The sequence below is a fragment of the Candidatus Flexifilum breve genome (assembly GCF_016713355.1).
In genome coordinates this window covers 47817-74779 of record NZ_JADJPI010000019.1, presented here as the reverse complement: position 1 = coordinate 74779, position 26963 = coordinate 47817, and the positions used below count along the sequence as shown (strand labels likewise).

Genomic DNA, 26963 nt, shown 5'->3' with positions numbered 1-26963 from the left:
GTAACGCACTTATCACAGGAGATCATAATCCAATGGGACGTATTATCGGTATTGACTTGGGCACGACAAACTCTGTCGTCGCCATTATGGAAGGCGGCGAGCCGACGGTGATCCCCTCGTCCGAAGGTGGACGCTTGATTCCGTCGGTGGTGGCGGTCAATCCCAAGACGGGCGAGCGCATCGTCGGCAAAATGGCGCGCAATCAGGCGGTCATCAACCCGGAAAACACGATTTTCTCGGTCAAACGCTTCATGGGTCGCAAGTTCGAAGACGCGGAAGTCCAGCGCGCGATCAAGTTTGTGCCGTACAAGGTGAGCGCCGCGCCCAATGGCGATGTGCGCGTCCACATGGGCGGGCGCGAATACAGCCCGCCGGAAGTCTCGGCCATGATTTTGCAGAAGATCAAGGCGGACGCGGAAGCCTACCTCGGCGAAACGGTGACGGACGCGGTGATCACGGTCCCGGCTTACTTCAACGACGCGCAGCGTAACGCGACCAAAGACGCGGGCAAGATCGCCGGTTTGAACGTGATGCGTATCATCAACGAGCCGACTGCGTCCAGCCTCGCGTATGGCATGGGCGAGAAGAAGAACGGCATCATCGCAGTGTACGACCTCGGCGGCGGCACGTTCGACATCTCGATCCTCGAAGTGGGCGACGGCGTGTTCGAAGTCCGCAGCACCAACGGCGACACCTACCTCGGCGGTGACGACTTCGATCAGGTGATCATCAATTGGATCGCCGACGAATTCAAGAAAGAACAGGGCATCGATCTGCGCAACGACCGGCAGGCGCTCCAGCGTCTGAAGGAAGCGGCGGAACGCGCCAAGATTGAACTGTCGACCGTCATCACCAGCGAAATCAACCTGCCGTTCATCACGGCGGATGCCTCCGGCCCCAAGCACCTCAACATGACGTTGAGCCGTGCCAAGCTGGAAAGCCTGACCGCCAGCCTCGTCCAGCGTTCGATTGACCCGTGCCGCGCTGCGCTGCGCGACGCTGGCCTCGAAACCAAGGACGTGGACACGGTCATCCTCGTCGGCGGTATGACGCGTATGCCCGCGGTCGTCGAAGCGGTCAAGGCGTTCTTCGGCAAAGATCCGAGCAAGGGTGTCAACCCCGATGAAGTCGTGGCGCTCGGCGCGGCGATTCAGGGTGGCGTGCTCGGCGGCGATGTCAAGGACATTCTGCTGCTCGACGTGACCCCGCTCACGCTCGGCGTGGAAACGCTCGGCGGCGTGGCGACCCCCATGATCGAACGCAACACCACCATTCCGACCAAGAAGTCGCAGGTCTACTCGACCGCGGCGGACAGTCAGACGCAGGTGGAAATTCACGTCGTGCAGGGCGAACGTCCGATGGCGAACGATAACAAGTCGCTTGGGCGCTTCATCCTCGACGGCATTCCCCCGGCTCCGCGCGGTACGCCGCAGATCGAAGTCACGTTCGACATCGACGCCAACGGTATCCTCAACGTGAGCGCGCGCGATAAGGCGACGGGCCGCGAACAGAAGATCACCATCACCGCCAGCAGCGGTCTGAGCGAAACCGAAATCCAGCGCATGGTCAAGGAAGCGCAGGCGCACGCGTCGGAAGACGCCAAGCGCAAAGAAGGCGTGGAAGCGGCCAACAAGGCGGAAGGCGCGATCTTCACAGCGGAGAAATTCCTGCGTGATTTCGGCGACCGTCTGCCGGACGACGCCAAGAAGCAGACCAACGAGCGCATCGAAGACGTGCGCAAGGCGGAAAGCAGCCAGAACATCGAAGAGATCAACGCGGCGGTCGAACGCCTGAATCAGCACCTGCAAACGCTCGGCGGGCAGATGTATCAGGAAGCCCCCGGCGCAGCGGATGCGGCCAATGGCGCGCCTAATGCGGGCGGCTCGACTGGACCCTCCGGCGAAGACGTGGTCGAAGGCGAATACAAAGAGGTCTAACCTCAATCCAGCGTGAGCTTGAGGGGGACCTGTCTGCCAAAGGGACTGGCGTGTTGAAAACCCCTCAGCCCCCCCTCCCGCAAGGGGGAGAGGGGGAGGCAAGCGAATCTGCTGTCTCCCCTCCCTGAATTCGGGGAGGGGTCGGGGGTGGGGTCTGACACTCCTGGTTGGATGATTCGGAAAACCTTCTCTATTGGCGTGCGTATTACTCTGTAGACTAGTCCTGTAGCACAAAGCGATATTCTGGGTGGGCAATGGCACGAGATTACTACGACGTATTGGGCGTCTCCCGCACGGCGGACAAAGCCGAGATCAAATCGGCGTTTCGAAAGTTAGCCCGCGAATATCACCCGGATGTCAGCAAACACGCGGATGCCGAAGCCAAGTTCAAAGAGATCAACGAGGCGTACGAGGTTTTGTCGGATGACGACAAGCGCGCCCGCTATGATCGCTTTGGGCACGCCGGGGTGAGCGGCGCGGCTGGGCAGGGCGGGTATGGCGCAGGCGGCGTCGGTTTCAGCGGCTTCGAGGAGATTTTCGAAGAGTTCTTCACGGCCTTTGGCGGCGCGCGTCAGCAGCAGCGGCGGCGCGGCCCGCGTCCGGGATCGGATCGCCGGGCGGATGTGACGATCACCTTCGAAGAGTCGGTCTTCGGCACGCAGAAAGACATCGAATTCGAGCGGCAGGAGATCTGCGAGACGTGCGGCGGCAGCGGCGCGGCTCCCGGCAGCACGCCGATCAAGTGCGTGCAGTGCGCGGGGACGGGCGAAGTCCGGCAGGTGCAGCAGACCATCCTCGGCTCGATGGTGCAGGTGACCACCTGCCCGCGCTGCAACGGTCGCGGCGAAACGGTCGCCACCCCATGCCAGACGTGCAAGGGCGGCGGTCGTTTGCGGCGTAAGACCGCGCTCACCGTCGATATCCCGGCGGGCGTGCGCGAAGGCTTGCAGATTCAGGTGCGCGGCGAAGGCGATATGGGCGAAAAAGACGCCCCACAGGGCAACCTGTACGTCGTCGTGCATGTGCAGGAGCATGAATACTTCAAGCGCAAAGACAGCGACATCATCCTCGAAATCAGCATCAACGTGGCGCAGGCGGCGCTCGGCGACAAAATCCAGGTGCCGACCGTCGACGGCGATGTCGAACTGATCGTTCCCAATGGCACGCAGACGGGCAAAGTCTTCCGCCTACGTGGCAAGGGGATCCCGCGCTTGCGCAGCGATGGCACGAACAGCGGTCGCGGCGATCAGCTCGTGTATGTGCATGTCGAGATTCCGCAAAAGCTCAGCGAAGAGCAGGTGCAGTTGTTCGAAAAGCTGGCGGCGACGATGGGCACGGGCGTGCAGACGCAGCGCAACGGCAAGGGCTTCTTTGACCGCGTGCGCGAGATGTTCGCCGGTGAGGGCGGCTGAGGTCGCAAAGTTCACAGTAGACAGTTTCCAGTTTACAGTCAAGAATAAGGCTGTGAACTGGTGGGTCGAAAATCGGGGACGCCAGCAGGGCGTCCCTTGTGATTCAAGTGGGTTGTGGGAAGAATATCAAACCTCACCCCGACGCTTCTCCTAGAGGAGTGGGGAGCTGTGCGGCGAACGTAAGTCCCCTCGCCCTTGGGAGAGGGGATTTAGGGGTGAGGTTCGATCTTGCCTTGCCCCTACAGACAACCCTGTTGGCTGCATCCGCAAGTGTGATGTAGATCGCCGTCACCACGGTTCTCTAGCTGTGAACTGTGAACTGTCAACTGAAAACTATCAACTGAAAACTGTGAACCCAACCTATGACCAAATGGATTGAAGTGACCCTCCGCGTAGACGGCGAGGCGGCCGAAGCGACCGCCGAAGTGCTCCAGCGCTATGGCTATCAGGGCGTGGCGATTGAACACGAAGGCATCCCGCCGGATAAGCTCGACGAAGATCAGATCCCGCCCGCGACGCAGTTGGCCGTGCGCGCCTACATCCCTGATGACAGCCGCGCCGATGAAGTCAAAACCAAGCTCGAAGAAGCGCTGCGCTACATGAGCCTGATGTATCCCATGCCCACGCCGATCTATCGCATGGTCGAGGACACCGACTGGGCGGAAGCGTGGAAGGTGCATTACCATCCGCTGCGCATTGGCAAGCGGCTCGTGATTCGCCCGCTGTGGACGGAAGTCGAACTCGGCGCGGGCGATGTCGAAGTCGCGCTCGATCCCGGCATGGCCTTTGGCACGGGCACGCACCCGACGACGCAGCTTTGTCTCGAAGCGATTGAGGCGCTGCTGCCCCCCGGCGCGCGCGTGCTCGATCTCGGCACCGGCTCGGCGATTCTGGCGATTGCGGCGGCCAAGCTCGGCGCAACCTCCGTGCTGGCGCTGGATAATGATCCCGTGGCGGTCGACACGGCCATCAAGAACATTGAGCAGAACGGCGTGAGCGAGAAAATTGTCGCGCAGGAGGGCAGCCTCGACACGGTGATCACCTCGGCGCGGCGCTTCGACGTGCTGCTGTGCAACATCCTCGCCCGCATCATCATTCAGATGTGCGACGAGCATCTCGGCGACACGATTCGCCCCGGCGGTCTCGGCATTTTCAGCGGCATCATCCTCGATCAGGCCGACGATGTCGAAGTAGCACTGCGCAAAACGGGTCTCGAACCGTATGCGCGTCGGGTGCAGGGCGACTGGGTCGTGATCGAAGCGCGGCGACCGGGGGAATAGACTATGTTCCAGCCACCTGAACGCATCCAGCGGGAGTTCGATCAGATCGCGCCATTTTCCAGTGATGGCTGGACGCATAACAACCACTATCACCCGTTCCTGCTCAAGCACCTGCCGCCGCGGATTGAGTCGGCGTTGGATGTGGGCTGCGGAGTCGGGACGTTTTCCCGGCTGCTGGCCGCGCGCGCGGATCGCGTCCTCGGGCTGGACTTGTCACCGGAGATGATTCGCATTGCGCAGGAACGCTCAACCGCATTCCCCAACATCGAGTATCAGGTGGCCGATGTGCTGCAAAGCGATTTCGCGCCCGCCTCGTTTGACTGTATTGCCAGCATCGCGACGCTGCATCACATGGCGCTGGATGTCGTGCTGCCCCTGTTGGCGAACGCCCTCAAACCGGGTGGAACGCTGCTCATCCTCGACCTGTATCAGGCGGAGAGCAGGGGCGATCTGCTGTTTGGCGCCTTAGGCATTCCGGTCGCGTTCGTGTACGGCAAGCTGAATCACCATGAGCCAGATTCCGAAGCGGCGCGGCAGGCGTGGGAGGAACACGGCAGCGGCGATAATTATACGCGTATCAGCGACGTTCGCCGGGTTGCGCGCGATCTGCTGCCGGGCGCGCAGATTCGCAAGCATGTGCTGTGGCGCTATTCGCTGGTGTGGCGCAAGCCGTAGATCACCTCACCCTGCTTGCTGCGCAAGCCGTCCCTCTCCATGGGGAGTGGGACAAGGACCCGGCTTTGCCCCCGCCCTAGGGGGGTCAAGCGCAACGCGGTGAGGTCAAGCCGCTGGCAACTGAATCACCCTCATTCGCGTCTAACCAAGCTCGCGTACAATAGTGGGCATTTCTGGTAATCAAGTAGGAACAGCATGGCTACACTCCAAGGCAAAGAACGCGCCGCTTACGTCCAGTCGATGTTCGACCGGATCGCGCGCCGCTACAACTTGATGAATCGGCTCATGACTTTCGGGCAGGATCTGCGCTGGCGCAAGTTCGTGATTCAGCAGGCGCACCTGCCGCCCAAAGGCACGCTGCTCGACCTCGCGACCGGCACGGGCGATATCGCCTTCGAAGGGCTGCGCGCCGTCCCCGATTTGACCGCCGTGGGCGGCGACTTCTCGCTGGGCATGATGCAGGTGGGTCAGACGCTCACCGACGGCGACCGTGTGCGTTGGGTGGGCGCGGACGCCATCCAACTGCCGTTTGCCGGGAACAGCTTTGACGCAGTAACGAGCGGCTACCTGATGCGCAACGTGATCGATATTCCGCAGGCGCTGCGCGAACAGTTACGCGTGCTCAAACCGGGCGGGCGCATCGTCATCCTCGACACCACGCCGCCGCCGCGCAATCTGCTGCGCCCGTTCATCCTGATCCACATGCGCTATGTGATTCCGCTGCTCGGGCGGCTGATCAGCGGCAACCCGGACGCCTACCAGTATCTGCCGGAATCCACGCAGAAGTTCAAGACGCCGGAAGCGCTGGCCGGGGCCATGCGCGAAGCAGGTTTCCAGAATGTGCAGTTCAAACGCTTTATGTTCGGCACGCAGGCCGTGCATTGGGGCGAAAAACCGCGCTAACGGGCGTCCAAGCGCCACAGCACGACGGCGGCGTCCGCTTCCGTTTCGCCGGGGCGGGGATAGCCCGCGATCCGCGTAGCGTCCGCGTCCAGCGTGGTCACATCCACGCCGATGATGGATGAGGTTTCCGTCAGCACGTAGACCGCTCCGCGTTCAGCCAGCGCCGCTTGAATGCGGTCGATGCCGGGCGCGTCGGTGCATTCCATCAGGCGACCGTCCTGCGCGTAGAAATTGGCGCGGCGGCAGCTGTCGGGGAACATGCTGGCGATGATCGGCAGGTCGTCGGTCAGCGTGACCGGGAAGGCTTGCACGGCTTCGCGCAGGCCAAAGCCCGCGCTGTGCTCGGTGATGTACTGCGTGCGCATCAGCGGTGGCAGGGGCAGATCGCCGGGCGCGGTGTAAGCGATTTGCGCGAACGGCAGGAGGCCGAGGCCCAGCAGCGCCGCGATCCCGATGGTGGCGATCTGCCGTGCCATCGGCGACTTCACCCACCGTTCCAGCGCCAAGCCGATCCCCGCGCCGCCGAGCAGCAGAAAGCCGGGGAGGGCGACCACAAAATGGCGCGGCTGCACATCCCGACCCAGCAGCAGAATGCTCAGCAGCGGTACAGCGATCACGACGAGCAGGAAGCCGCCGCGCCTCGGGCGCAACATCAGCAGCAGCGCCAACCCGATGCCGAGCGCGACCGTCCAGACCAGCGTGCCAAAGCCCGTCAACTGCGCCCACAAACGCGTGAGATTTTCCGCGAGCCCGGTGCTCATGCCGCCGCCGCTCACCCAACCCAGCGCAATCGAGAACAAGTCGTCACCACGCAGCAGCAGATAGGCGATGGGGACGCTGAACAGTGCCGCGACCGTCACACCGATCACCATCAGTGCGCGAATACGCTGGCCCAGCGGCGCACGACTGGCCAGCACGATGATCGCAATCGCGGCGGCGAAGGGGAGCGCTGTGAATTTGAACAGGGCGGCGAGTCCGAGCGCGACGCCCGTGAGGATGGCGCGCTGAATCGTGCTGCGGTCGGCGAGCCGTACCGCGAGCCACACGGCGAGAATCGCCAATGCGCCGGCTTCGGCATCGCTGAAGATCATGCGTTCATAGAAAAAGAGGTAAGGTGAAGCCACCCACAACAGCCCGCCGAGGAGCGAGGCGGTGGAGCCAAAGACTCGACGCAGCAGGGCAAGGCCAGCGGCCAACCCGAGCAGGCTGATGAAGAGGGTGGAAATGCGCCCGACGAAGACTGGGGATGATTGCGGGTAAAAGAGTGCGATCACCCAATGGTTGATGATCTTACCGTCGCGGATTTCCCAGAACGGATGCAGATTCCACACTTCGACCGCGCGGGTGAGGTGCAGACCTTCATCGTTGTGTAACGGCAGACTGTCGAGCGCCTGTAAGCGGATAACCCAGAAGAGAAGAAAGAGCAGCAGCCACTTCACGGGATAATAACGCTTACGAAAGTTCCTCTTCGCCGGGTTCCAGCCGCTGACCATCACGGTAGCGATACGTGATGCGCCCGCGCGCCGGATCGTACACGCTCATCTCCACGCGCACCCGGTCGCCCAGCAGAATGCGAATGTAATATTTGCGCATTTTGCCGGACAGGTAAGCCAGAATGCGGTGCTTGTTCTCCAGTTCCACCAGGAACTGAGTATTGGGCAGCGCTTCGACTACCGTCCCCTCAACTTCGATCTTGTCTTCTTTTTTCGCCATATCTATCCTTGCTATCACACCCATAAACAAACAATGCCGCTGCCTGAATGAACGGGCAGCGGTTTTCAAAACGCGCCTATGGAACGCACTAGCTTTCCAAGTTTAGCGGGTCGCAGCTTTACGCTGACGACGGCGGGAACGGCGAATCGCCTTCTTCTTCTCGATTCGGCGCAGCTCGCTCTTGGAAATGTGCCAACGCTTCCGGCGGACGGTGCTGAGGATCCCGCTGTTCGTCACGCGCTTACGGAAACGCCGCAGGAGCGATTCTTGGGTTTCATTTGGTTTCAGAGTCACATGTGCCATATTTTGCCTTTCACCCCCTTTCGTTAGGAATTTAGGAAATCCCGACTGCAGCCTCATTATTGTAATAGATAAGCTGCACCTTGACTACCGTCAGGTTGTGCCTGGTTTAGGCACAATGATGTAGGGGCTTGGCGCGCCAAGCCCCTACAGGTGATATTGTTCGGTGTGAGCGTGCTTACGCTTCAGCGACCGCTTCGGCGGGTGCAGCTTCGGCGGGTGCAGCTTCAACGGGCGCGGCTTCAGCTTCGACACCGTCGACCTTGGCCTTGGCAAAGCGCTGCTTGTCCTCGTCGGTGACTTCCTTGAGGCTCAGGCCGAGGCGCTGCTTGTCGGCTTCGATGCTGATGACACGCATGACCAGACGCTGACCTTCGTGGACGACCAGCGAGGGGTCTTCCGGCGGCGGTTCGGCGATCTGGCTGGTGTGGAGCAGGGCTTCGATGCCCGGGTCGAGGCTGACGAACGCGCCGAACTGCGTTACGCGCGACACAATGCCTTCGACCAACTGGCCGACATGGTAGAGTTCTTCCACCGCCGCCCACGGGTTTTCCTGCAGGCGCTTGAGGCTCAAGCCGATGCGCTTGCCTTCCGCGTCGAGGCGCAGGATGTAAACTTCGACTTCATCGCCAACCTTCAAGACTTCGCGGGGATGATTGACACGGTGCCACGCGAGTTCCGAAATGTGGATGAGACCGTCAGCGCCGCCGAGATCGACGAACGCGCCGAAATCACGCAGGCCGCTGACCACGCCCTTGCGGACTTCACCTTCGCGCAGTTGGTCGAGCAGCACTTCCTTGCGGGCCTCGCGGTTGCCGCGGTTGGCGTCGCGCTGGCTGAAGACCAGACGGCGGCGCTTGCGGTTGACTTCGATCACCTTCATGCTGATCGTCTGACCGACGAGGCGCATCATGCGCAGCTTGCGGTCATCTTCGCTCAGGCCGCGCGGCAGATCGAGGACGTGGCTGGCGGGGACGAAACCGCGCAGGTTGCCGAACGGCACGATCAGGCCGCCGCGGTTTGCTTCCGCCACGATGCCTTCCCACACGCCTTCGGTGGCCATGAGCTCTTCGGCCTTCTTCCAGTCTTCGGTCTGCTGGGCCTGCGACACGGACAGCAGCAGATTGCCGTCTTCGTCTTCGACGCGCAGGATCATCACGTCGATGTCCGCGCCGACGGTGAAGTTTTCGATGTCGACGTTCATGCGTTCCAGATCTTTACGCTGAACGACGCCGTCGCGCTTCATGCCTTCGATGCTGACGATCAAGCCCTGAGTGTCAATGGCAACGATGTTGCCCGTGACAATGTCGCCGCGTTCCATCTGTTCTTCCGAAAAAGAAGCTTCCAACAGCGCAGCAAAATCCATTTCGTTCTCTTTGAACATAAACTCCCCCCAACGATGTGTGATGATTTGTGGAAATGGGCAAAAAAAAACCCGGCTAACCCAAGCGCAAAGCGTGAGTTACCGAGTCCTGAGTGCGGTTCTAGCAGAGTGAGCGTACAAAAAATTCACTGCGGATCGGTACAGCGCCCGAACCGCATCCCCTTTCCTTAAAGTCGCGGGGATTATAGAGTTTTCACGGGGCATTGTCAACGGGAGATTTGTGAATTGGGGGAATAAAACGAAAGACCCCGCCAAATGGCGAGGTCTTTCGCAAAAGTGCAGCTTGCTATGATGATTAGAGGGTGTTGACGATGTTCGAGAAAATGTTGCCGATGGCCGGCCCGAGCAGCGCCAGAATGACGATGACGACGACGGCGACGAGAACGAGAATGAGGGCGTATTCGACGAGGCCTTGGCCTTCTTCACGCGGTTGATACAGCATTGTGGGTTACTCCTGCGTGTAACTCAATTCGATGTTGAGAATCTATCATGACTATCGTACTGGCGTCAATTGTGATTCACTGCAAAGACTTAAGATTTCACTTGATTCACGGGAAATTCGGAAAAATCTCGTTTCTCGTCTAGCCTCCTGTGAATCTCGCGCCTACATTAAAGGGGGGGGGGAACGGGCGCCCCCGCCCCCCCCCCCCCCACCCCCAACAAAAAGGACGGGGGGGGGGGGCCCGAACCCCCACCCCCCCCCCCCGCCCCCCGGCGCTTCCCCCCGGGGCCCCCCCCCCCGGGGGCGCGGGGGGGGGGGGGGGGGGGGGGGGGCGGGGGGGGGGGGGGGGGGGGCCGGGGGGGCTGTCGGGGGCCCGGGGGGGGGGGGCGGGCGCCCCTCGGGTTTTTTCCTGGGGGGGCCCACCCACCCAAGAAAAACCTCCCAAAACCTCCACCAGGGGGGGCCGTGCGTGCCGTAAAAACGTTGCCGATGGCCGATCCAAGCGCAGCCAGAATGACCACGACGATGACGATCACAATGAAGACGATGAGCGCATATTCGAGCACATGCGACTCTTTGCCTTCTGGCGGCTGCTCCATGACCTGCCCCCTTCTGGTGATAAGCTGCACTTTCACCGTCAGCATAGGGCACATTTAAGGCGGGAGTCTCGTGACAAACGCGTGATTTTGCAGTCGAGGGACTTTCCAGCGGAGGGGATCGTGATAACCGTCACAGATTTACCGATACGTGTTTCTTTTGACAATCGCTTAAGGCGATCTTAAAATCCCTCCATTGTCCGAGGATCGTTAAATAAACCACTTTCTTTACAGGAGTGTCTCCATTATGAGAGAGTATACCACTGACAAACTGCGTAACGTTGCCCTGGTCGGTCATCAGGGCAGCGGCAAGACGACGCTTGTCGAGGCGCTGTTGTTCAACACGGGCGCAGTCTCCCGTTTGGGGCGGATCGAAGAGAAGACCACCGTCTCTGACTGGGAAGATGAAGAAAAGGAACGCGGCATTTCGCTGTCGACCTCGCTCATCCCGCTCGAATTCAGCGATCATAAGATCAACGTTCTGGACACCCCCGGTTACACTGACTTTCAAGGCGAAGTGAAGAACGCCATTCGCGTGGCCGACTCCGTGATCGTCGTGGTAGATGCGGTGTCGGGCGTGGAAGTCGGTACGCAGTTGGCGTGGGAATACGCCGAAGCGTATCAGCAGCCGATCGTCGTGGTGGTCAACAAGCTGGATCGTGAAAACGCGAGCTTCGACCGCACCATGACCAGCCTGCGCGAAAGTTTCCCCGAATACAAGTTTATCCCCGTTATGATCCCGATTGGGGAAGAAGCGAATTTTAAGGGCGTGGTCAACCTGATCACGTTGAAAGCCTACCTGGGCGCGGGCGCGGAACGTTCCGACCTGCCCGCCGATATCGTTGACACGGCGAAAGCGGCGCACACGGTGATGGTCGAAGCCGCAGCCGAAGCCGACGACAGCCTGATCGAGAAGTATTTCTCCGAAGGCGACCTGGCTCCTGAAGAAATCCGCGACGGCATGCGTAAAGCGGCCCGCGATGCGTATTTGAAGACTGTCCCGGTGTTTGTGACCTCCGGCGCGAAGAATATCGGCACCGTCCCGCTTATGGAAGCGATGGTGGTGTATGTGTCGCCGCCCTCCGAACGCCGCGTGCAGGTGACCCCCGGCGATGGCGGCGAAAAGACCTTCCTGTATGCGCCGCAAAGCGACAGCGGCCCGCTGGCCGCGTACGTGTTCAAGACGAGCAATGACCGCTTCGTCGGCACGTTGAACTACTTCCGCATTTTCTCCGGCTCGCTCAGCAATGACAGCCGTCCGTATAATTCGACCCGCAGCGTGGAAGAACGCTTCAATTCGCTGATGCTGCTGCGCGGCAAGGAACAGATCGCGGCGACGACGCTGCACTGCGGCGATATCGGCGTGGTGGCGAAGCTGACGCACACCAAGACGGGCGACACCTTCGCTTCGAAGGACAACGCGCTGCAAATCAGCAAGCCGGAATTCCCCGACCCGCTGTACACCGTGGCGCTCACCCCGCGCACGCAGGCCGACAGCGCGAAGATGGGGACGATCCTCACCAGCCTGTGCGAAGCTGACCCGACGCTCCGCTGGCGGCAAGACCCCGACATCAAGCAGACGGTGCTCGAAGGCATGGGCGAAGCGCACATCGCCGTGAGTCTGGCACGCGCGGAAAAGCTCGGCGTGGGCATCGACACCAGCGTGCCGAAAGTGCCGTACAAAGAGACCGTCCGCAAGGTCGGCTCGGCGACGCACCGCCACAAGAAGCAGTCGGGCGGCGCGGGGCAGTTCGGCGAAGTCTCGATGCGCGTGGAACCGAACTCGGAATCGAACTACGAATTCAAGTGGGCTGTGGTCGGCGGCGCGGTTTCGACCTCGTTCGGCCCCTCGATTGAAAAAGGCATCAATTCGGTGATGGAACGCGGCGTGCTGGCGGGCTTCCCGATTGTGCAGGTGCGCGCGGTCGTGTTTGACGGCAAGGAACACCCGGTCGACTCGAAGGATATCGCCTTCCAGACCGCCGGACGCGAAGCCTTCAAGGAAGCGTTCCTGCTCGGCGAGCCGATTCTGCTCGAACCGATTATGGACGTGAAGATCACCGTGCCCGAGTCGATGATGGGCGACATCCTCGGCGACCTGAACACCCGCCGCGGGCGCGTGCAGGGCATGGACACGATCGGCGGCAAGAGCGTGGTCACGGCGCAGGTGCCGCACGCCGAAATGCTGCGCTATGGCAACGACCTGCGCTCGATGACGGGCGGTCGCGGCATCTACACGATCAAGTTCAGCCACTACGACACCGTGCCATCGAATGTCGCGCAGCCGATCATCGCCGCGCACAAGGCGGAAGAAGCCGCCGCGCACAGCTAAAGCAGGTTTCAGCTGACAGCGAACAGTTCACAGGGGGCGCAGACGACCTCGCTCACTGTGGACTGTTTTTGTTTGGGGTAGACTTGGTAAGAATGCTCTTCATCGCGTCCGCTGTGCCTGTCATGTATAAGCAGATGTTCTACACTTTGCGCACCCTTGGGTGTCCCACTTGTGTTGACAATTTGCATACCATGTCTCCACCTGAACTATGCAATGGGGTGGGGATCAGAGCATTTAGCGACCTAGGGACTCAAAAGGAGCATCCGTTATGCACCAGATTGCCCTGCAACGCCTGTATAATCAACGCCTCGTCGGCACACCTTTTGATAAGCCAGAAGCTGTCGTGGCATGGATGGGGGCGGTTCAATCACAGGAATATGCGCTGGCAAAATGGGCATTAGGTCAACGCACTGCCGCTATGAGTGATGACCTCGTTGATCAGGCTTTTGCCGCTGGGAAAATCTTGCGTACGCACGTCATGCGTCCGACATGGCATTTTGTTACCCCCTTTGATATTCGCTGGATGCTTCAATTGACCGCGCCCCGTGTCCATGCCTTGAATGCCTACATGTACCGCAAACTTGAACTGGATGAAGCGCTCTTACAGCGTGCTAATGGGGTGCTTGCCGAAGCCTTGGAGGGTGGTCAGCAGCTTACTCGTGAAGAACTGGCAACTGCGCTTGAGGCGGCAAATATTGCTGCAAAAGGGATGCGCCTCGGCTATATAATGCATTATGCTGAATTAGAGGCGGTTGTTTGCAGTGGTCCTCGTCGTGGAAAACAATTTACCTACATGCTGCTGGATGAGCGTGCGCCCCACGCCCGGACGTTAGCACCTGATGAAGCATTGGCTGAACTAGTTACACGGTTTTTTCACCGGGCATGGACCCGCCATGATCCCTGATTTTGTCTGGTGGTCAGGGCTAACCGTTGCCGATGCTAAACGCGGCCTAGACATGGTCCGCTCTCAACTGTTTCAGCAAGTCATTGATGACAAAACTTATTGGCACGGCGCACTGCTCCCCACCGCACCGATCCCCGCACCGACAGCCTGCTTATTGCCACCGTACGACGAGTTCTCCAATTATCGGGATCATTCCACTGTGCTAGATCAGCAGTATCTTGACCAAGCCAGCAGTACGGTTTTTGGCGGTTTTACCGTCATTGATGGCAAAGGTGTCGGCAATTGGCGGCGTACTTCCAAGGGTGGGGCAGTTGTCGTAGAATCCGCGCCATTCCGCCCCTTTACCCGAGCCGAAAATGAGGCGTTTGCCGCTGCCGCCCAGCGCTTCGCTGATTTTCTCCAAATGCGACTGGTATTGGCTTAAGTTATCAGCAATGATGGACTGTTGGCAAAGCAGAAAACCACTGCAATCCTAGCTGGTATGTCGGTTTTGGCGGGAACATGGAAAGGTAAATGGCGGATGTACGGATTGTTCGGCAACATGCAAGCGCAGCCCGGTCAGCGGGAGGCGCTCTTGGGTCACTTACTGCACGCGGCGGCGCTCCTGCGCGATCTCGACGGGTGCTATCACTACGTCGTCGGCAGCGACCCCCATGACCCAAACGGCATCTGGATCAGCGAAGTGTGGCGCACCCCGGAAGATCATCAAGGCTCGCTGACGCACCCCGCCATCCAGCAGTTGATCAGCGTGGCGCGCCCGCTCATCGCCGCCATGCCGCAGCGCTTTGAATACACGCCGCTCGGCGGCAAGGGCCTGCCGGAGTAGCCACACGTGCCCAAATAAAAGCCCCTCTCCCAAGGGAGAGGGGCAGTTGAGCGGAGCGAAACGGGGTGACGCTTGTTCTTACTCCGAATGATTGGTTGGGGCGACGACCGCGGGCGGTTCGACCTCGGCGGGGACCGCCGCCGGGCCGGCAATTTCGAGCAGGCGCGCCCGGTCGACGACTTCGCTGGTCATCAGTTCATGCGCCAGCGCTTCCAGCTTGTCGCGGTTTTCCTCAAGCAGCGTCTTGGTCTCCGCGTACGCCTCTTCAATGATGCGATGCACTTCCTCGTCAATCTTGGCGGCAGTTTCTTCGCTGTAAGCGCGTCCCTGCGAGAGCGAATAGCCGAGGAACGGCTGGCGTTCGTCTTCGCCATAGTTGATCTGGCCGAGGCGGTCGCTCATGCCGAACTGCGCCACCATGCGCCGCGCCATCGAGGTTACCTGCTTGAGATCGCTGGCCGCGCCCGTCGTCACGTCGCCGAACACGATTTCTTCGGCGGCGCGCCCGCCCAGCGCGACTTTCATGCGCGCCAGAATGTAATTGCGCGAGTGGTTGCGGCGGTCATCTTCCGGCATCTGGTAGGCCACGCCGAGCGCCTGCCCACGCGGGACAATCGTCACCTTGAAGATCGGATCGGTGTTGGGGATGAGCGTCGCGACTAGCGCGTGTCCACCCTCGTGATACGCGACGATGCGCCGTTCTTCTTCATTCGCCAGCGGCGGACTCGCCGTGCCGAGCACGATGCGGTCAAACGCTTCGAGGAAGTCGTTTTGCGTGATGCGGCGGCGATTCTTGCGCGCGGCGGTCAGCGCGGCTTCGTTGGCAAGGTTGGCAATGTCCGCGCCGCTAAAGCCGATGGTGGCTTTCGACAGCCCGGTCACATCGACGTTGTTTTCCAGCGGCTTGCCGCGCACGTGCACGCGCAGAATGTCTTCGCGGCCTTTGCGGTCGGGCAGCGCGACCGTCACCTGCCGGTCAAAGCGACCGGGGCGCAGCAGCGCGGGATCGAGCACGTCGGGGCGGTTGGTCGCCGCCATGACGATCACGCTCTCGGTGCGGTCAAAGCCGTCCATTTCGGCGAGCATCTGGTTGAGCGTCTGTTCGCGCTCGTCGTTGCCGCCGCCTAAGCCCGCGCCACGCTGGCGACCCACGGCGTCGATTTCGTCGATGAAGACGATGCTCGGCGCGGCGGCTTTCGCCTTGTTGAACAGGTCGCGCACGCGGGACGCGCCCACGCCGACGAACATTTCGACAAACTCGGAGGCGGCGATGCTGAAGAAGGCTACGCCCGCTTCACCCGCGACCGCGCGCGCTAGCAGCGTCTTGCCCGTTCCGGGCGGGCCCACGAGCAGCACGCCGCGCGGAATCCGCGCCCCGAGCGCGATGTATTTATCCGGCTCTTTCAAAAAGTCGACGATTTCGACCAGTTCGCTTTTCGCGGCTTCCTGCCCAGCAACATCGACGAACGTGATGGCGGGCTTTTCCGCGTCATACTGGCGGGCTTTGGTCTGCCCGAAGCCGAATACGCCGCCCATCTGGCGCTGCGCGCGGCGCGCCTGCCAGATGAAGAAGCCGATGATCAGCAGCACGGGCAGGAAGTTCCACAGCAGCAGCAGAATCGGGTTCGGCTCGGAGATTTGTCCGACAATCAGCACGTTGTTGGCGCGCAGCGTCTCGATCAACTGCGGATCGTTGACGGGCGGCAGCGTCGTGTTGAATGTGGAACTCGTCCGCTGCGTCAGGCCGTCTTCGAGCAGGGGCGAACCGTCTGCGGGGAAGGTCACCGCCGTGTCGAAGCGTCCGCGAATCGTCGTTTCCTGAATCACGACTTCGGCGACGTTGCCATCGGTCACTTGTTCGTAGAAGGTGGAGTAGGGCAAATCAATGGGCTGCTCGGTGCCCACGCTCATCATATCCGGCACGCGGAAGATCGCCCAGAACAGCAGCAGCCCGACGAAAACCAACCAGATCCAGTTGGGCGAGGGGAAGTTGGGGCGGTTCGGCTGTTGTCCGCCCGGTTTCCCCTCGGAGGGATTCTCACGATTAGGGGGTAAAAACATCACACGTCCTTTCACGTCATACGGGTGATGCTACTCCCCAACTATTAGAGCCGCGTAAATATATCCTTCAGAGCGGGATAAAGCGCCCTGTAATTGGGGTATGCCGCCGCATACGCCGCGACGTTCGCGCTCGGCGTGACGGCGTCGCTCGTCTTGATCGCCGCGCTGGTGGCCGATTTCACATCCGGGAACACGCCCGCGCCGACCGCCGCCAGCAGCGCCGCGCCATAGGCCGCGCCCTCGGTCGAGTTGGTCGTCATGAGCGTCGCGTTGAGCACGTCGGCGATGATCTGTTTCCACAGGCGACTCTTTGCCCCGCCGCCGCTCGCGCGAATTTCGAGATTCGCGGGCAAATTCGCATTCGCCATCAGATTGAAGCAGTCCTTGAGGCTGAAGGCCACGCCTTCGAGCACGGCGCGCGTCATGTGCGCCTGTGTGTGCCGCGTCGTCAGACCGATGAACGCGCCGCGCGCCAGCGGATCCGGATGCGGGGTGCGTTCGCCGCTCAGGTACGGCAGGAAGATCAAGCCATCGCTGCCCGCGGGCACGTCCGCTGCCGGGGCGAGCAGTTCATCAAACGACTGGCCATGCCCGAGCGTGTCGTGATACCACTGTAAGCTGCCCGCCGCGCTCAACGTGACGCCCATGAAGTGCCAGCGTCCCGGCACGGCGTGCCCGAAGGCGTGCAGACGGCCTTCCGGCTCATAGCTGTACTGATCGAGCGGCGCGAACACGACGCCCGACGTGCCGACCACCAGCGAGACGACGCCCGGATCAACCGCGCCGACGCCGACCGCGCCCGCCGCCTGATCGCCGCCACCGCCGACGACGGGCGTGCCCGCCTTCAGGCCGGTGAGCGCCGCCGCTTCCGCGCTGATCACGCCGGAAACTTCCGAGCCTTCGCACAGCTTGGGCATCCACGCGGCGGGGATCTCCAGCGCGTCGAGCACGTCGCTCGACCAACGGCGGTTGGCCACGTCGAGCAGCAGCGTGCCGGACGCTTCCGAGATGTCCATCACATACTCGCCCGTCAGCTTGTAGCGGATGTAGTCTTTGGGCAGCAGCATGTGCGCGCCACGCGCATAGACTTCGGGCTCGTTCTCGCGCACCCACACGATCTTCGGGGCGGTGAAGCCGGTCAGCGCGCGGTTGCCCGTGAGCTGAATCAGGCGTTCCGCGCCGACGCGCTGCGTGATTTCGTCGCACTGCGCCTGTGTGCGCTGGTCATTCCACAGAATGGACGGACGGAGCACGCTGCCCGCCGCATCCATCAGGACGAGGCCATGCATCTGCCCGGTCAAGCCGATGGCGCGGATCGCATCGCCGCTGATGCCGCTCGCGCTGAGCGCCGCACGGATCGAGGCGACGATGCCGTCCCACCAATCGGACGGATTCTGTTCGCTCCACAGCGGCTTCGGGGTGCTGATCGGTTGGGGAGAGGTGTGAGAGGCGACGACCGCACCGCGTTCGTCGATGATGAGGGCTTTCGCGCCCGTGGTACTGATATCTAAGCCGAGCAAGTAAGCCATAACAGCTTCTCCAAGGTGACAGGATATTTGTGACGGATTCTATCTACTAGGTTAGGTGGATTGCCAGAGCAATTCGTCTATAATCAGTAGTGTAGGAAGTTAAGGATGTAATCATGACGACGCATGACGATCAGCGCCCGCTGTCCGATGACCGTACCATCCCTGCGCGGAGCGCCAGCCGCGAACGTCCGCGCCTTGAAGTGCCGATAGAGTCGCTGCCGCCCGATGCGAAGCCGCTTCCCTGGCTGCTCGAACTGTACTATCGCGCCGAGACGGACGTGAACAAAGAGCTGGTCGCGCGTTTTCCGCACATGCCCGTCATGTCGCTGATCCACTTCCGCACGCTGGGTGACCGCATGAAGCTGTACAGTGCCACCATCTCCACGCAGGACGGCGCGGCCTCGCTGACCGTCGACGTGGACGGGAACTCAAAGGCGGTCTGCTTCACTTACACGCTGAGTTCAATGCTCGCGCTGCGCTTCAGCCTCGCTGGATTGCAAGACAAAGATCGCGCCCAGTGGCTGTACGAGATGCGCACCGAGCGCGGCGAAATTGCCTTTCTGTGGGATCAAACGCGCTGGGGCAGCGATTACCTGATCGGCGTGTCGTTCAAGAACTTCACCAACCTGTTCGCCTTCTCGCCGCACCATGTCGAAGCAGGCGTGCGTCTGACCCATGAGGTCACGCACAAGCTGCTCGACTGGCTGCACGGCTTCTGGAAGCTCGATGCCGCTTCGACCGATGGTACGCCGTCCGCGCAGCCGTGGTAACGCGCTAAAGCTCACCCTGCTTGCTCCGCCACTAAAGTGCGTCTCGGGACGCGATAGAGAGGGACAAAAAGCGCAGAAATTTCACCATGCGCGAACTGTTTGTAGGGACAAGCCTTCTGGCTGTCCATTCTTCTCCATAGACGCGAGGATGCCCGTCCCTACAGGAAAATGCCCTTTTGGGAAATTTTCTATATCGCGTCCGTTTTGGTTTTCAGGCGACGGACGCCATGTATGGCGTCCCTACAAATCCCGCTCTCTGCCTAAACTGCCCCAGCCGATGTGGCTGACGCTCATCCGCAATTCCCCGAATTCCCACTATAATCTCCATGCGCTCTGTGGTTTACTGGCATTCTGGTGAGGTGGTGGAGTAGTCGTATGAATAGACTGGCGAACGAGACGAGTCCGTATTTGCAGCAGCACGCCGACAACCCGGTCGATTGGTATCCGTGGGGCGACGAAGCGTTTACCAAAGCGAAAGCGGAAGATAAGCCGGTGCTGTTGAGCGTCGGCTACAGCGCGTGTCACTGGTGTCACGTCATGGCGCACGAGAGCTTCGAAGACGAGGCGACCGCAGCGATCATGAACGACCTGTTCGTGAACATCAAAGTCGACCGCGAAGAACGCCCGGATGTGGACGAAATCTATATGCAGGCCGTGCAGATGATGACCGGGCACGGCGGTTGGCCGATGACCGTCTTCCTCACGCCGGAGGGCAAACCGTTCTACGGCGGCACCTATTTCCCGCGGGAAGCCCGCTACGGCATGCCGTCGTTTCAGCAGGTGCTGGAAGGCGTGATCGATGCCTACCGCAACCGCCGCCCGCAGCTCGAAAAGATGGCGAACGAGCTGTCCGGCTCGCTCCAGCGCGAAAAGCTGGCGATTGGCGGCACGCCCGACGACCTCAATGCCGAGCTACTCACGGCAGCAGCGAGTAAGCTGACGGCGGCGTTTGACAAGCAGTACGGCGGCTTCGGCGGCGCGCCGAAGTTCCCGCAGCCCATGAATCTCGAATTCTTGCTGCGCGAATATCAGCGCACGGGCAGCGCCGAGCTGTTGGACATGGTCACGTTCACGCTCCAGAAGATGGCGCGCGGCGGCATGTACGATCAACTGGGCGGCGGCTTCCACCGCTACAGCGTGGACGCGATCTGGCTGGTGCCGCACTTCGAGAAGATGCTCTACGACAACGCGCAGTTGAGCCGTGTCTACCTGCACGCCTACCAGATCACCGGGGAGGCGTTCTATCGGACGATTGCCGAAGAAATCTACGATTACGTGCTGCGCGAGATGACCTCCGCCGATGGCGGCTTTTACAGCGCGACCGACGCCGACAGCGAAGGCGAAGAGGGCAAGTTTTTCGTGTGGAGCAAAGCCGAACTGGACGACCTGCTCGGCGACGATGCGCGGATCGCGGTCGAATACTGGGGTGTGTCGGCGCGCGGCAACTTTGAAGGCCACAACATCCTGTTCGTGCCCAACGACGAAGCGGTCGCGGCGGAACGGCTCGGCTTGTCCGTCGCTGACCTGCGCGCCAAGCTGGCGCTGATCAAGGACAAGCTGTTCGCCGCGCGGACGCAGCGCGTGCATCCCGGCCTTGACGACAAAATCCTCACGGCGTGGAACGGGCTGATGCTCGCCAGCCTGAGCGAAGCGGCGCGCGTGCTGGATCGGCGGACTACCGCGTCGCCGCTGAACGCAACGCGACCTTCCTGCGCGATCACATGCTGACCAACGGCGACCGCCTGCTGCGCACGTTTAACCACGGCGTGGCGAAGGGCAACGGCTACCTTGAGGATTATGCCAACTTCATCGACGCGCTGATCGAACTGTACCAGACGACGTTTGACGAGGAATGGTTCACGCTGGCGCAGGCGCTGGCGACCGCTGCGCTGACGCACTTCCGCGCCGAGGATGGCGGCTTCTTCGACACCAGCGACGACCATGAAACGCTGATCACTCGCCCGCGCGCCATGCAGGACAACGCGCTGCCCTCCGGTAGTTCGATGTTCGCGCGCGATCTGCTGCGCCTAGTGGCCTACACCGCTAATGCCGACTACGACGAGGCGGCGCGCAAAGCCTTGAGCATCCTCTCGGCGGCGCTGCGCGAATACCCGCAGGCCTTCGGCGAGGCGTTGAGCGCGGTCGAACTGATCGTCATGGGTATTGACGAGATCGCCATCATCGGCGAGCCGGACGAGGCCAAGCCCATGCTCGACGCGGTGCAAAAGCCCTACCGCCCGAACGCGGTGGTCGCGCTCTTCCCGACCGATGTGGAAGGCGAGGCGTCGATTCCGCTGCTGAACTATCGCAGCATGCGCGACGGCCTGCCGACGGCGTACGTGTGCCGCCAGTTCGCGTGCAAACTCCCCGTGACGACGGTGGAAGCGCTAGAGAAAGAGCTTTAAAGACGCAACGCAAAGTCGCCAAGGCGGAAAGGCGCAAAGTGTGATCGGTGTAGGGACGCGATTTATCGCGTCCGCTGCTTCCGACCCCACCCCCGGCCCCTCCCCGAATTCAGGGAGGGGAGACAGCAGGGACGTTCGTGTAGGGACGAGGCATGCTTCGTCCTGATTTCCGTTTCCTTCGAGAACTTTCCTTGGCGTCTTGGCGACTTCGCGCCTTTGCGTTGAATCTTGGTCTTTGGGATGAGGCTATGACACACCAATCTCCCCAGCAGTACTTCAAGCTGATGCTGCTCACGGTAGTGGAGCAGGCGTTCGCGGCGGCTGGCTACCAGCTCGAAGATCGCCCGGTGCAGTGGGCGGGCGGACAGTTCCGCTTTAGCCAGCCGTTTGACGATGGGCTGTACGGTTTCATCGAGTATCAGGTGCTGGCATATGCCGAGGGCGCGCCGTCGCGCTTCCGCGTGTCGCTGGTGCGCTCTGACCAGCCGAATGCTGCGCTGCCGAGCGATCACCCGCGTTATGTGCGCAAAACGCTCGCCGAACTGGTCGTTGCCGATTTCGGCGTGGCGATTTTGCCGTCGCCGGACTACTGGTGGACGTACCAGAACGTGACTGAATTGGGCAAGGCGCTCGCCGAGGCGGGGCACTTAGTGGTCGGCTATGGGATGCCGTATCTCTCCGGCGATTTAGAGCCGCCGGGGTGACGCTGACTCAATGGCGGAATTGTCGGAGAAGAGTATCTTTTGTTTCTGCCTTACTTGTATTTACTAGGGTTAATAATAACGAACAAAGCGCAAAAAGTCAGGGATACTACGAGGGAACAATGGGCAAGAGCAGTCTATTTCATGACCGAGATGGGATTGCAATCGATGCACTTCGCACTGTACTTCCGAAGTATTGGATTTATAAGAACCCTGGGAATATCTTCGGAGGAAAAGAATATAGTGAGGATTTGATTATTGAAGTAGTCAACGACGATGCGCTTTTCACAGTGACCGGCATTGAGTTTGGCGTTCAGAATAAGACGGATGTTGAAATACGCAAACATTTTGTGACAGTGAAATTACAGACATCAGATGTACATCGCCTTATGGGATTAATGCGTCCTGCACTGATTCATGCACATCATGTCGCCACTAAGACGAGTTATTGGATCTGGTTGAATGAATGGTATTCAAAAAACCAAACGAAGTTGAAAAAAGACAATGTAGTTATCAGAATTCCAAAGACTCAAGTGCTCAATGAAAGTGCGGTTGCCAGTATCAAATCTTATGCAACTTGGGACTATCATAAACGCCAAGCGGCTCAAATGGCTCGAATAATTGCCAATCAGCACAAGAATGATTATGCAGTACGGGTAATTACAACCGAGTCATCTATTACAACCATTATCGACCCAAAACATGATGGCGCTGTTCCTAGACTTGTTCCCTTGGATGCAGAAGCGATGCAATCAGTCGAAAAAGCTTACCAAATGGGGACGATGCTTCGCCTCTCAGGTGAATTTGCCATTTACAATTTCCCCGAACTGATTAGTAAAGATATGCTTACCGATGTTGAGGCTTGGGTTTTCCCAACTTCACCTATGCAAAAACGTCCATTAAGAATCGAATTTCTTGATGGAAATGACAGAATACTATTCAAAACACCACACGTAATTGTTGAGTGTATTCGACCTGGAACAGTTCTATCTGTCTGGCAAGGAGACTCTGTAACTCAAAAAGTTACATACAAAATGGAATTCAATAGGGTAGAACAGACAGCAAATTTTATCGTGAACTTCCATGTCCCATCATGGACAGCGAAAAGCGTATACGAGTTGCTTACTCTACTTGACCAATTACGAACATGTACACGTATTCACATTACCAATTTGGAAACGGAAGAAGATTGGTTTCACAATGGACAGCAGCTCTTTTCAGCCGACGTCCCACTCAAAATGCAAATTCTTCATAGGATAGTAAAAGGAATATCAGTTATTGAAGAGAAGTTGGGTATGTCATTCCCAATTCCCCCAGAAGTTACTAATACTATTTTGGAGACGATAGAACAAATTGCGGAGATTGTGACTGATGGAGCGATATTAATCGATAGCGCAGATATTGTGCCAAAAGGAACTTCAGTCTTTTCACAAGTAGATATTCCTCAAGCAAAGCTGATGCTCGCTCAGTGGGAGAGAGGTGAAAGCATCGGAATCTACTTTGTTGGCTCACGAGCTAAAGTAGAAACCGAAGTTTTGGGTAAAAATGTTGATTTGGGAGTAGCTCAATACGGTTTTGCGAATATACAGCTATTGAACCTAGAAGAGATGAAAACTAGACTCGAAGTCGCAGATGTAGCAGACGATAGACCTATCCCTATTGTGTTTGATATTGACCGAGAGCAAGTATATCTACAGTTCCTCAACTGGTTGCCATCATAGTATTGTAATCCATAAAACCAAATGGGACATACAAAAGGGAATAAACGTCTGAACGACTCCGACAAAAGTACCTGCCGCTTGACTCTCCGCCGCTCCCCCTACGCACGTCTGCCCCCCACTTTTTGGCTTGATCCCCTCACCGTTTGCCCGCATAATCGGCGGCATGACGAAACTGATCCGCTTTTTGACCCTGATCGCGCTGCTGTTCGGCAGCGCGGGCTGCACGCTCAACGCGCAGCCCGAACCGCCCACCGTGTTCGTGACCGCCACGACCGACGTGCAAACCGTCGCGCAGCAGGTCGTCGAACCGACGATTCAGCCCACGCCGACCGTCGAACCCGCGCTGCTGCTCCGCATCGCCGACCGCTACCTGCTCAACGGCTACTACGAAAACGCCGTCTACAGCTACCAGTCGCTGCTCACGCAGGCGGGCGCGCCCGCCGACGCGCAGGCGTCCGCCGCCTTCGGGTTGGGGCAGGCCGCGCTCAAAGAGGGTCTGTTCGCGGATGCGGTGACGGCGCTCACCCAGTTCATCGATCAGTTTGGCAGCGATTCCCGCATCGCGCAGGCGCATTTCCTGCGCGGCGATGCCTACCTCGGCCTGTCGCAGTGGGACAGCGCGATCACCGATTTCAAGCTGTATCTCACGCTGCGCCCCGGCCTGCTGGATAGCTATGCGCACGAGCGCATCGGCGACGCGCAGTTGGCGCTCGGTCAAACTGCCGACGCGCTCACCAGCTACACCATCGCGACCGCCGCCGCGCGCAGCCTCGTGCCGCAGTTGGCGCTGCGCGAACGGGTGGCGCAGGTCTACCTGAACGCGAATCAGCCGACGCAGGCGCTGGCCCAGTACGAGGCGATCCTCGCCGTGGCGCAGAATGCCGCCTACAAAGCCGGGATCGAACTGCTGGCCGCGCGCGCCATGATCGCGGCGGGCGACACGGACAACGGCCTCAACCGCATGGAAACCATCTTCCAGACCTACGCGGATCGCCCCGAAGCCTACGCCGCCATGCAGGCGCTGGTCGAAGGCGGGCGCGGCGTCAACGAACTGGCGCGCGGGCGCGTCAGCTTCACCTATGGCGACTATCAGGGCGCGATCGAGGCGTTCAACAGCTACACCGTGCAGAATCCCGGCAACATCCCAGCAGAACTGTATCTGCTGCTGGGGCGCGCCTACCGCGAAATCGGCAACACGGCGGCGGCGGTCACGGCCTTCCAGACGATTGTGCAGTCGTATACGTCGGATGAGCTGTTCGGGCAGGCGCTGCTCGAACAGGGGCGCACGCTGCGCATCGGTGAGGATATCGCGGGCGCGATTGACTCATATATGCGTACGGCCACCACCTATGACTATCTGCCCGAAGCCGCCGAAGCCTTGTGGCGCGCGGGGTTCCTCTACACGGAAAACAATCAGCCGACCGAAGCCCGCGCCGTCTTCGAACGCTTGGCGGATCGCTACCCGGATACACAGCAGGCGCGCGATGGGCTGTTCCTCGCCGCCTCGACGGCTTACGCCGCGAATGATCTGACCTCGGCGGAACGCTTCTACGCGGAACTCGCCGTCAAGTCGACGGGCGAAGATCAGGCGGCGGCTTACTGGTGGGTTGGACGGCTGGCGCTCCAGCGCGGCGATCAGCGCACGGCGCAGGAAGCCTTCACGCAGACGCGCGCCGCCGCGCCGGACAGCTACTACAGCGCCCGCGCCGATGATCTGCTCAACAATATTCAGCCCTTCCAGCGACCGGGCACCTTCCGGTTCCAGTTCGACGATGCGGCGGAAGTCGCGGCGGCGGAAGACTGGCTGCGGCAGACCTATGGAATCACGCAGGAAGGGGTGCTCTGGCCGCTCCCCGACACGCTGGCGAATGATGAGCGCTTAGTGCGCGGACGCGAGCTGTGGACGGTCGCGGCGTACGACGAAGCGCGCGCCGAGTTCGGCGACTTGATCGAAGCGAACAACACCAATCCGCTGGCGTCGTACCAACTGGCGATCTATTTCCGGGGGATCGGGGCGTATCAGGATTCGGTCGTCGCGGCGTCCTACGTCATCCGCAACGCGAACGTTGGCACACTCGACGCGCCGCCGTACATCGCGCGGATGCGCTACCCGGCCTACTACCTCGACGTGGTGCAGGAAGTCGCCGACCGCCGGGGACTCGATCCGCTGCTGATCTACTCGCTCATCCGCCACGAAAGCCTGTTTGATACCTATGCGACCGCCGCGGCGGGCGAAAAAGGCTTAACGCAGGTCGTGCCGAGCACGGCGGAATACATCGCCGGGGAAATCGCGTGGCCGGACTACCAGCACAGCGATCTCTTCCGACCGTATGCGGGCATTGAATTCGGGGCATTCTACTTGCAGGAACAGTTGAATCGCTTCAGCGGGAACACGGTCGCAGCGCTGGCGGGGTATAATGCCGGGCCGGGGCGCGCGGATAGTTGGCTGCAGCTTTCCGGCGGTGACCCTGATCAGTTCATGACCGCGATCAGCATCGACAGCACCCGGCTGTATGTGCAGCGCATCTATGGCTACTATAACATCTACCGTGCCCTATACGGGCTGTAGCGGGGGAGAAGCAGCAGTGAGGGCGCAGGATCTGCGCCCCTTGCAGCGGCAAGCTTCGGTGTTATGCCAGTTCTGCGCCGAGCATGGAGCGGACTTTGGACACCAGATCATGGTGGAGAATGGGCTTGGGCAGGTAGTCGTTCGCACCCGCTTCAATGCCGCGAATGATGCTTTCCGCATCCCCCGCGCCGACAGAATCAGGACAGGCGTCTTGCGCGTCCGGTCTTGCTGGCGCAGCAATTGGCACAAATCGATTCCGTTCATGCCCGGCATCATCACGTCCAGAATAATCAAATCTGGCGTGTATTCTTCCAGAATGCCGAGGGCACTTTTGGCATCGCGCGCCTTTTGAACTTCGAAGCCCCCGCGTTCCAGCATGATGCCGATCAGCGTCAGCGCGCCGATTTCATCATCAACAACGAGAATGTGTTTCTTCATTACCCTTACGTCCTGCGTCAGCGACATCGAAAACCCTTAAGCCACAACTGCAGATCAGAAATATG

The 26963-nt window shown here is 60.2% G+C and carries 23 protein-coding genes; 15 read left to right on the top strand and 8 right to left on the bottom strand.

The window, feature by feature from the left end; all coding sequences use genetic code 11:
* Positions 1–32 precede the first annotated feature (32 nt).
* The 5 genes from dnaK (at position 33) to IPK17_RS17440 (ending at position 6207) form a co-directional block, all read left to right on the top strand.
* The gene (dnaK, locus tag IPK17_RS17460; RefSeq protein ID WP_343418971.1) at positions 33–1937 is read left to right on the top strand and encodes a molecular chaperone DnaK; all 1905 of its coding nucleotides are present in this window, start codon (positions 33–35) and stop codon (positions 1935–1937) included.
* Between the two features lie 254 nt (positions 1938–2191).
* Positions 2192–3349 (top strand): molecular chaperone DnaJ, encoded by a 1158-nt coding sequence (gene dnaJ, locus IPK17_RS17455; RefSeq protein WP_343418970.1) that lies wholly within the window; start codon positions 2192–2194, stop codon positions 3347–3349.
* Between the two features lie 362 nt (positions 3350–3711).
* Positions 3712–4629 (top strand): 50S ribosomal protein L11 methyltransferase, encoded by a 918-nt coding sequence (prmA, locus tag IPK17_RS17450; protein ID WP_343418969.1) that lies wholly within the window; start codon positions 3712–3714, stop codon positions 4627–4629.
* Positions 4630–4632: 3 nt separating this feature from the next.
* Positions 4633–5304 (top strand): class I SAM-dependent methyltransferase, encoded by a 672-nt coding sequence (locus IPK17_RS17445; RefSeq protein WP_343418968.1) that lies wholly within the window; start codon positions 4633–4635, stop codon positions 5302–5304.
* Positions 5305–5499: 195 nt separating this feature from the next.
* Entirely contained in the window at positions 5500–6207 is a 708-nt protein-coding gene (locus tag IPK17_RS17440) for a class I SAM-dependent methyltransferase (protein WP_343418967.1), read from the top strand.
* On the opposite strand, the gene IPK17_RS17435 is transcribed toward IPK17_RS17440, so the two are convergent.
* The 5 genes from IPK17_RS17435 to IPK17_RS17415 all read right to left on the bottom strand — a co-directional run bounded on the left by IPK17_RS17435 (position 6204) and on the right by IPK17_RS17415 (position 10046).
* The gene (locus IPK17_RS17435) at positions 6204–7646 is read right to left on the bottom strand and encodes an ArnT family glycosyltransferase (protein WP_343418966.1); all 1443 of its coding nucleotides are present in this window, start codon (positions 7644–7646) and stop codon (positions 6204–6206) included. The two genes, IPK17_RS17440 and IPK17_RS17435, sit on opposite strands and share 4 nt — an antisense overlap.
* Before the next feature lie 13 nt (positions 7647–7659).
* On the bottom strand, positions 7660–7920 hold the full coding sequence (infA, locus tag IPK17_RS17430; protein ID WP_343418965.1) for a translation initiation factor IF-1: 261 nt from the start codon (positions 7918–7920) through the stop codon (positions 7660–7662).
* Positions 7921–8022: 102 nt separating this feature from the next.
* Positions 8023–8223: a 30S ribosomal protein S21 gene (gene rpsU, locus IPK17_RS17425; RefSeq protein ID WP_343418964.1), complete on the bottom strand. Its 201-nt coding sequence runs from the start codon at positions 8221–8223 to the stop codon at positions 8023–8025.
* Positions 8224–8398: 175 nt separating this feature from the next.
* Entirely contained in the window at positions 8399–9586 is a 1188-nt protein-coding gene (locus tag IPK17_RS17420; protein WP_343418963.1) for a 30S ribosomal protein S1, read from the bottom strand.
* 313 nt (positions 9587–9899) lie between these two features.
* Complete coding sequence (locus IPK17_RS17415; protein ID WP_343418456.1) at positions 9900–10046, bottom strand: Flp family type IVb pilin; 147 nt, start codon at positions 10044–10046, stop codon at positions 9900–9902.
* 843 nt (positions 10047–10889) lie between these two features.
* Here IPK17_RS17415 and fusA point away from each other — a divergent pair.
* The 4 genes from fusA (at position 10890) to IPK17_RS17395 (ending at position 14704) form a co-directional block, all read left to right on the top strand.
* Entirely contained in the window at positions 10890–12974 is a 2085-nt protein-coding gene (gene fusA, locus IPK17_RS17410; protein WP_343418962.1) for an elongation factor G, read from the top strand.
* Between the two features lie 268 nt (positions 12975–13242).
* Positions 13243–13878: a DNA glycosylase AlkZ-like family protein gene (locus tag IPK17_RS17405; RefSeq protein WP_343418961.1), complete on the top strand. Its 636-nt coding sequence runs from the start codon at positions 13243–13245 to the stop codon at positions 13876–13878.
* Positions 13868–14302 (top strand): DNA glycosylase AlkZ-like family protein, encoded by a 435-nt coding sequence (locus tag IPK17_RS17400; RefSeq protein ID WP_343418960.1) that lies wholly within the window; start codon positions 13868–13870, stop codon positions 14300–14302. The genes IPK17_RS17405 and IPK17_RS17400 overlap by 11 nt, the downstream gene beginning before the upstream one ends.
* A 96-nt stretch (positions 14303–14398) precedes the next feature.
* On the top strand, positions 14399–14704 hold the full coding sequence (locus IPK17_RS17395; RefSeq protein ID WP_343418959.1) for a putative quinol monooxygenase: 306 nt from the start codon (positions 14399–14401) through the stop codon (positions 14702–14704).
* 78 nt (positions 14705–14782) lie between these two features.
* Here the strand turns inward: IPK17_RS17395 and ftsH are convergent, their stop codons facing one another.
* A complete protein-coding gene (gene ftsH / locus IPK17_RS17390) occupies positions 14783–16765 on the bottom strand; it encodes an ATP-dependent zinc metalloprotease FtsH (RefSeq protein WP_343418958.1) in 1983 nt (660 codons plus the stop codon).
* 44 nt (positions 16766–16809) lie between these two features.
* Entirely contained in the window at positions 16810–18294 is a 1485-nt protein-coding gene (xylB, locus tag IPK17_RS17385; RefSeq protein ID WP_343418957.1) for a xylulokinase, read from the bottom strand.
* 113 nt (positions 18295–18407) lie between these two features.
* On the opposite strand from xylB, the gene IPK17_RS17380 reads away from it, so the two are divergent.
* The 6 genes from IPK17_RS17380 to IPK17_RS17355 all read left to right on the top strand — a co-directional run bounded on the left by IPK17_RS17380 (position 18408) and on the right by IPK17_RS17355 (position 26460).
* Positions 18408–19064, top strand: coding sequence for a hypothetical protein (locus tag IPK17_RS17380; RefSeq protein ID WP_343418956.1), 657 nt, complete (start codon positions 18408–18410; stop codon positions 19062–19064).
* Between the two features lie 375 nt (positions 19065–19439).
* A complete protein-coding gene (locus tag IPK17_RS17375) occupies positions 19440–20792 on the top strand; it encodes a thioredoxin domain-containing protein (protein WP_343418955.1) in 1353 nt (450 codons plus the stop codon).
* Positions 20786–21469, top strand: coding sequence for a YyaL domain-containing protein (locus tag IPK17_RS17370; RefSeq protein ID WP_343418954.1), 684 nt, complete (start codon positions 20786–20788; stop codon positions 21467–21469). The genes IPK17_RS17375 and IPK17_RS17370 overlap by 7 nt, the downstream gene beginning before the upstream one ends.
* Before the next feature lie 248 nt (positions 21470–21717).
* Positions 21718–22173 carry a hypothetical protein gene (locus IPK17_RS17365; RefSeq protein ID WP_343418953.1) on the top strand — a complete coding sequence of 152 codons (456 nt, stop codon included), beginning with the start codon at positions 21718–21720 and terminating at the stop codon, positions 22171–22173.
* 119 nt (positions 22174–22292) lie between these two features.
* Positions 22293–23891, top strand: a complete 1599-nt coding sequence (locus IPK17_RS17360) for a DUF4365 domain-containing protein (protein WP_343418952.1) — start codon at positions 22293–22295, stop codon at positions 23889–23891.
* Positions 23892–24054: 163 nt separating this feature from the next.
* Complete coding sequence (locus tag IPK17_RS17355) at positions 24055–26460, top strand: lytic transglycosylase domain-containing protein (protein ID WP_343418951.1); 2406 nt, start codon at positions 24055–24057, stop codon at positions 26458–26460.
* Here IPK17_RS17355 and IPK17_RS17350 read toward each other — a convergent pair.
* Positions 26446–26925 (bottom strand): response regulator, encoded by a 480-nt coding sequence (locus tag IPK17_RS17350; protein WP_343418950.1) that lies wholly within the window; start codon positions 26923–26925, stop codon positions 26446–26448. The two genes, IPK17_RS17355 and IPK17_RS17350, sit on opposite strands and share 15 nt — an antisense overlap.
* Between the last annotated feature and the right edge of the window lie 38 nt (positions 26926–26963).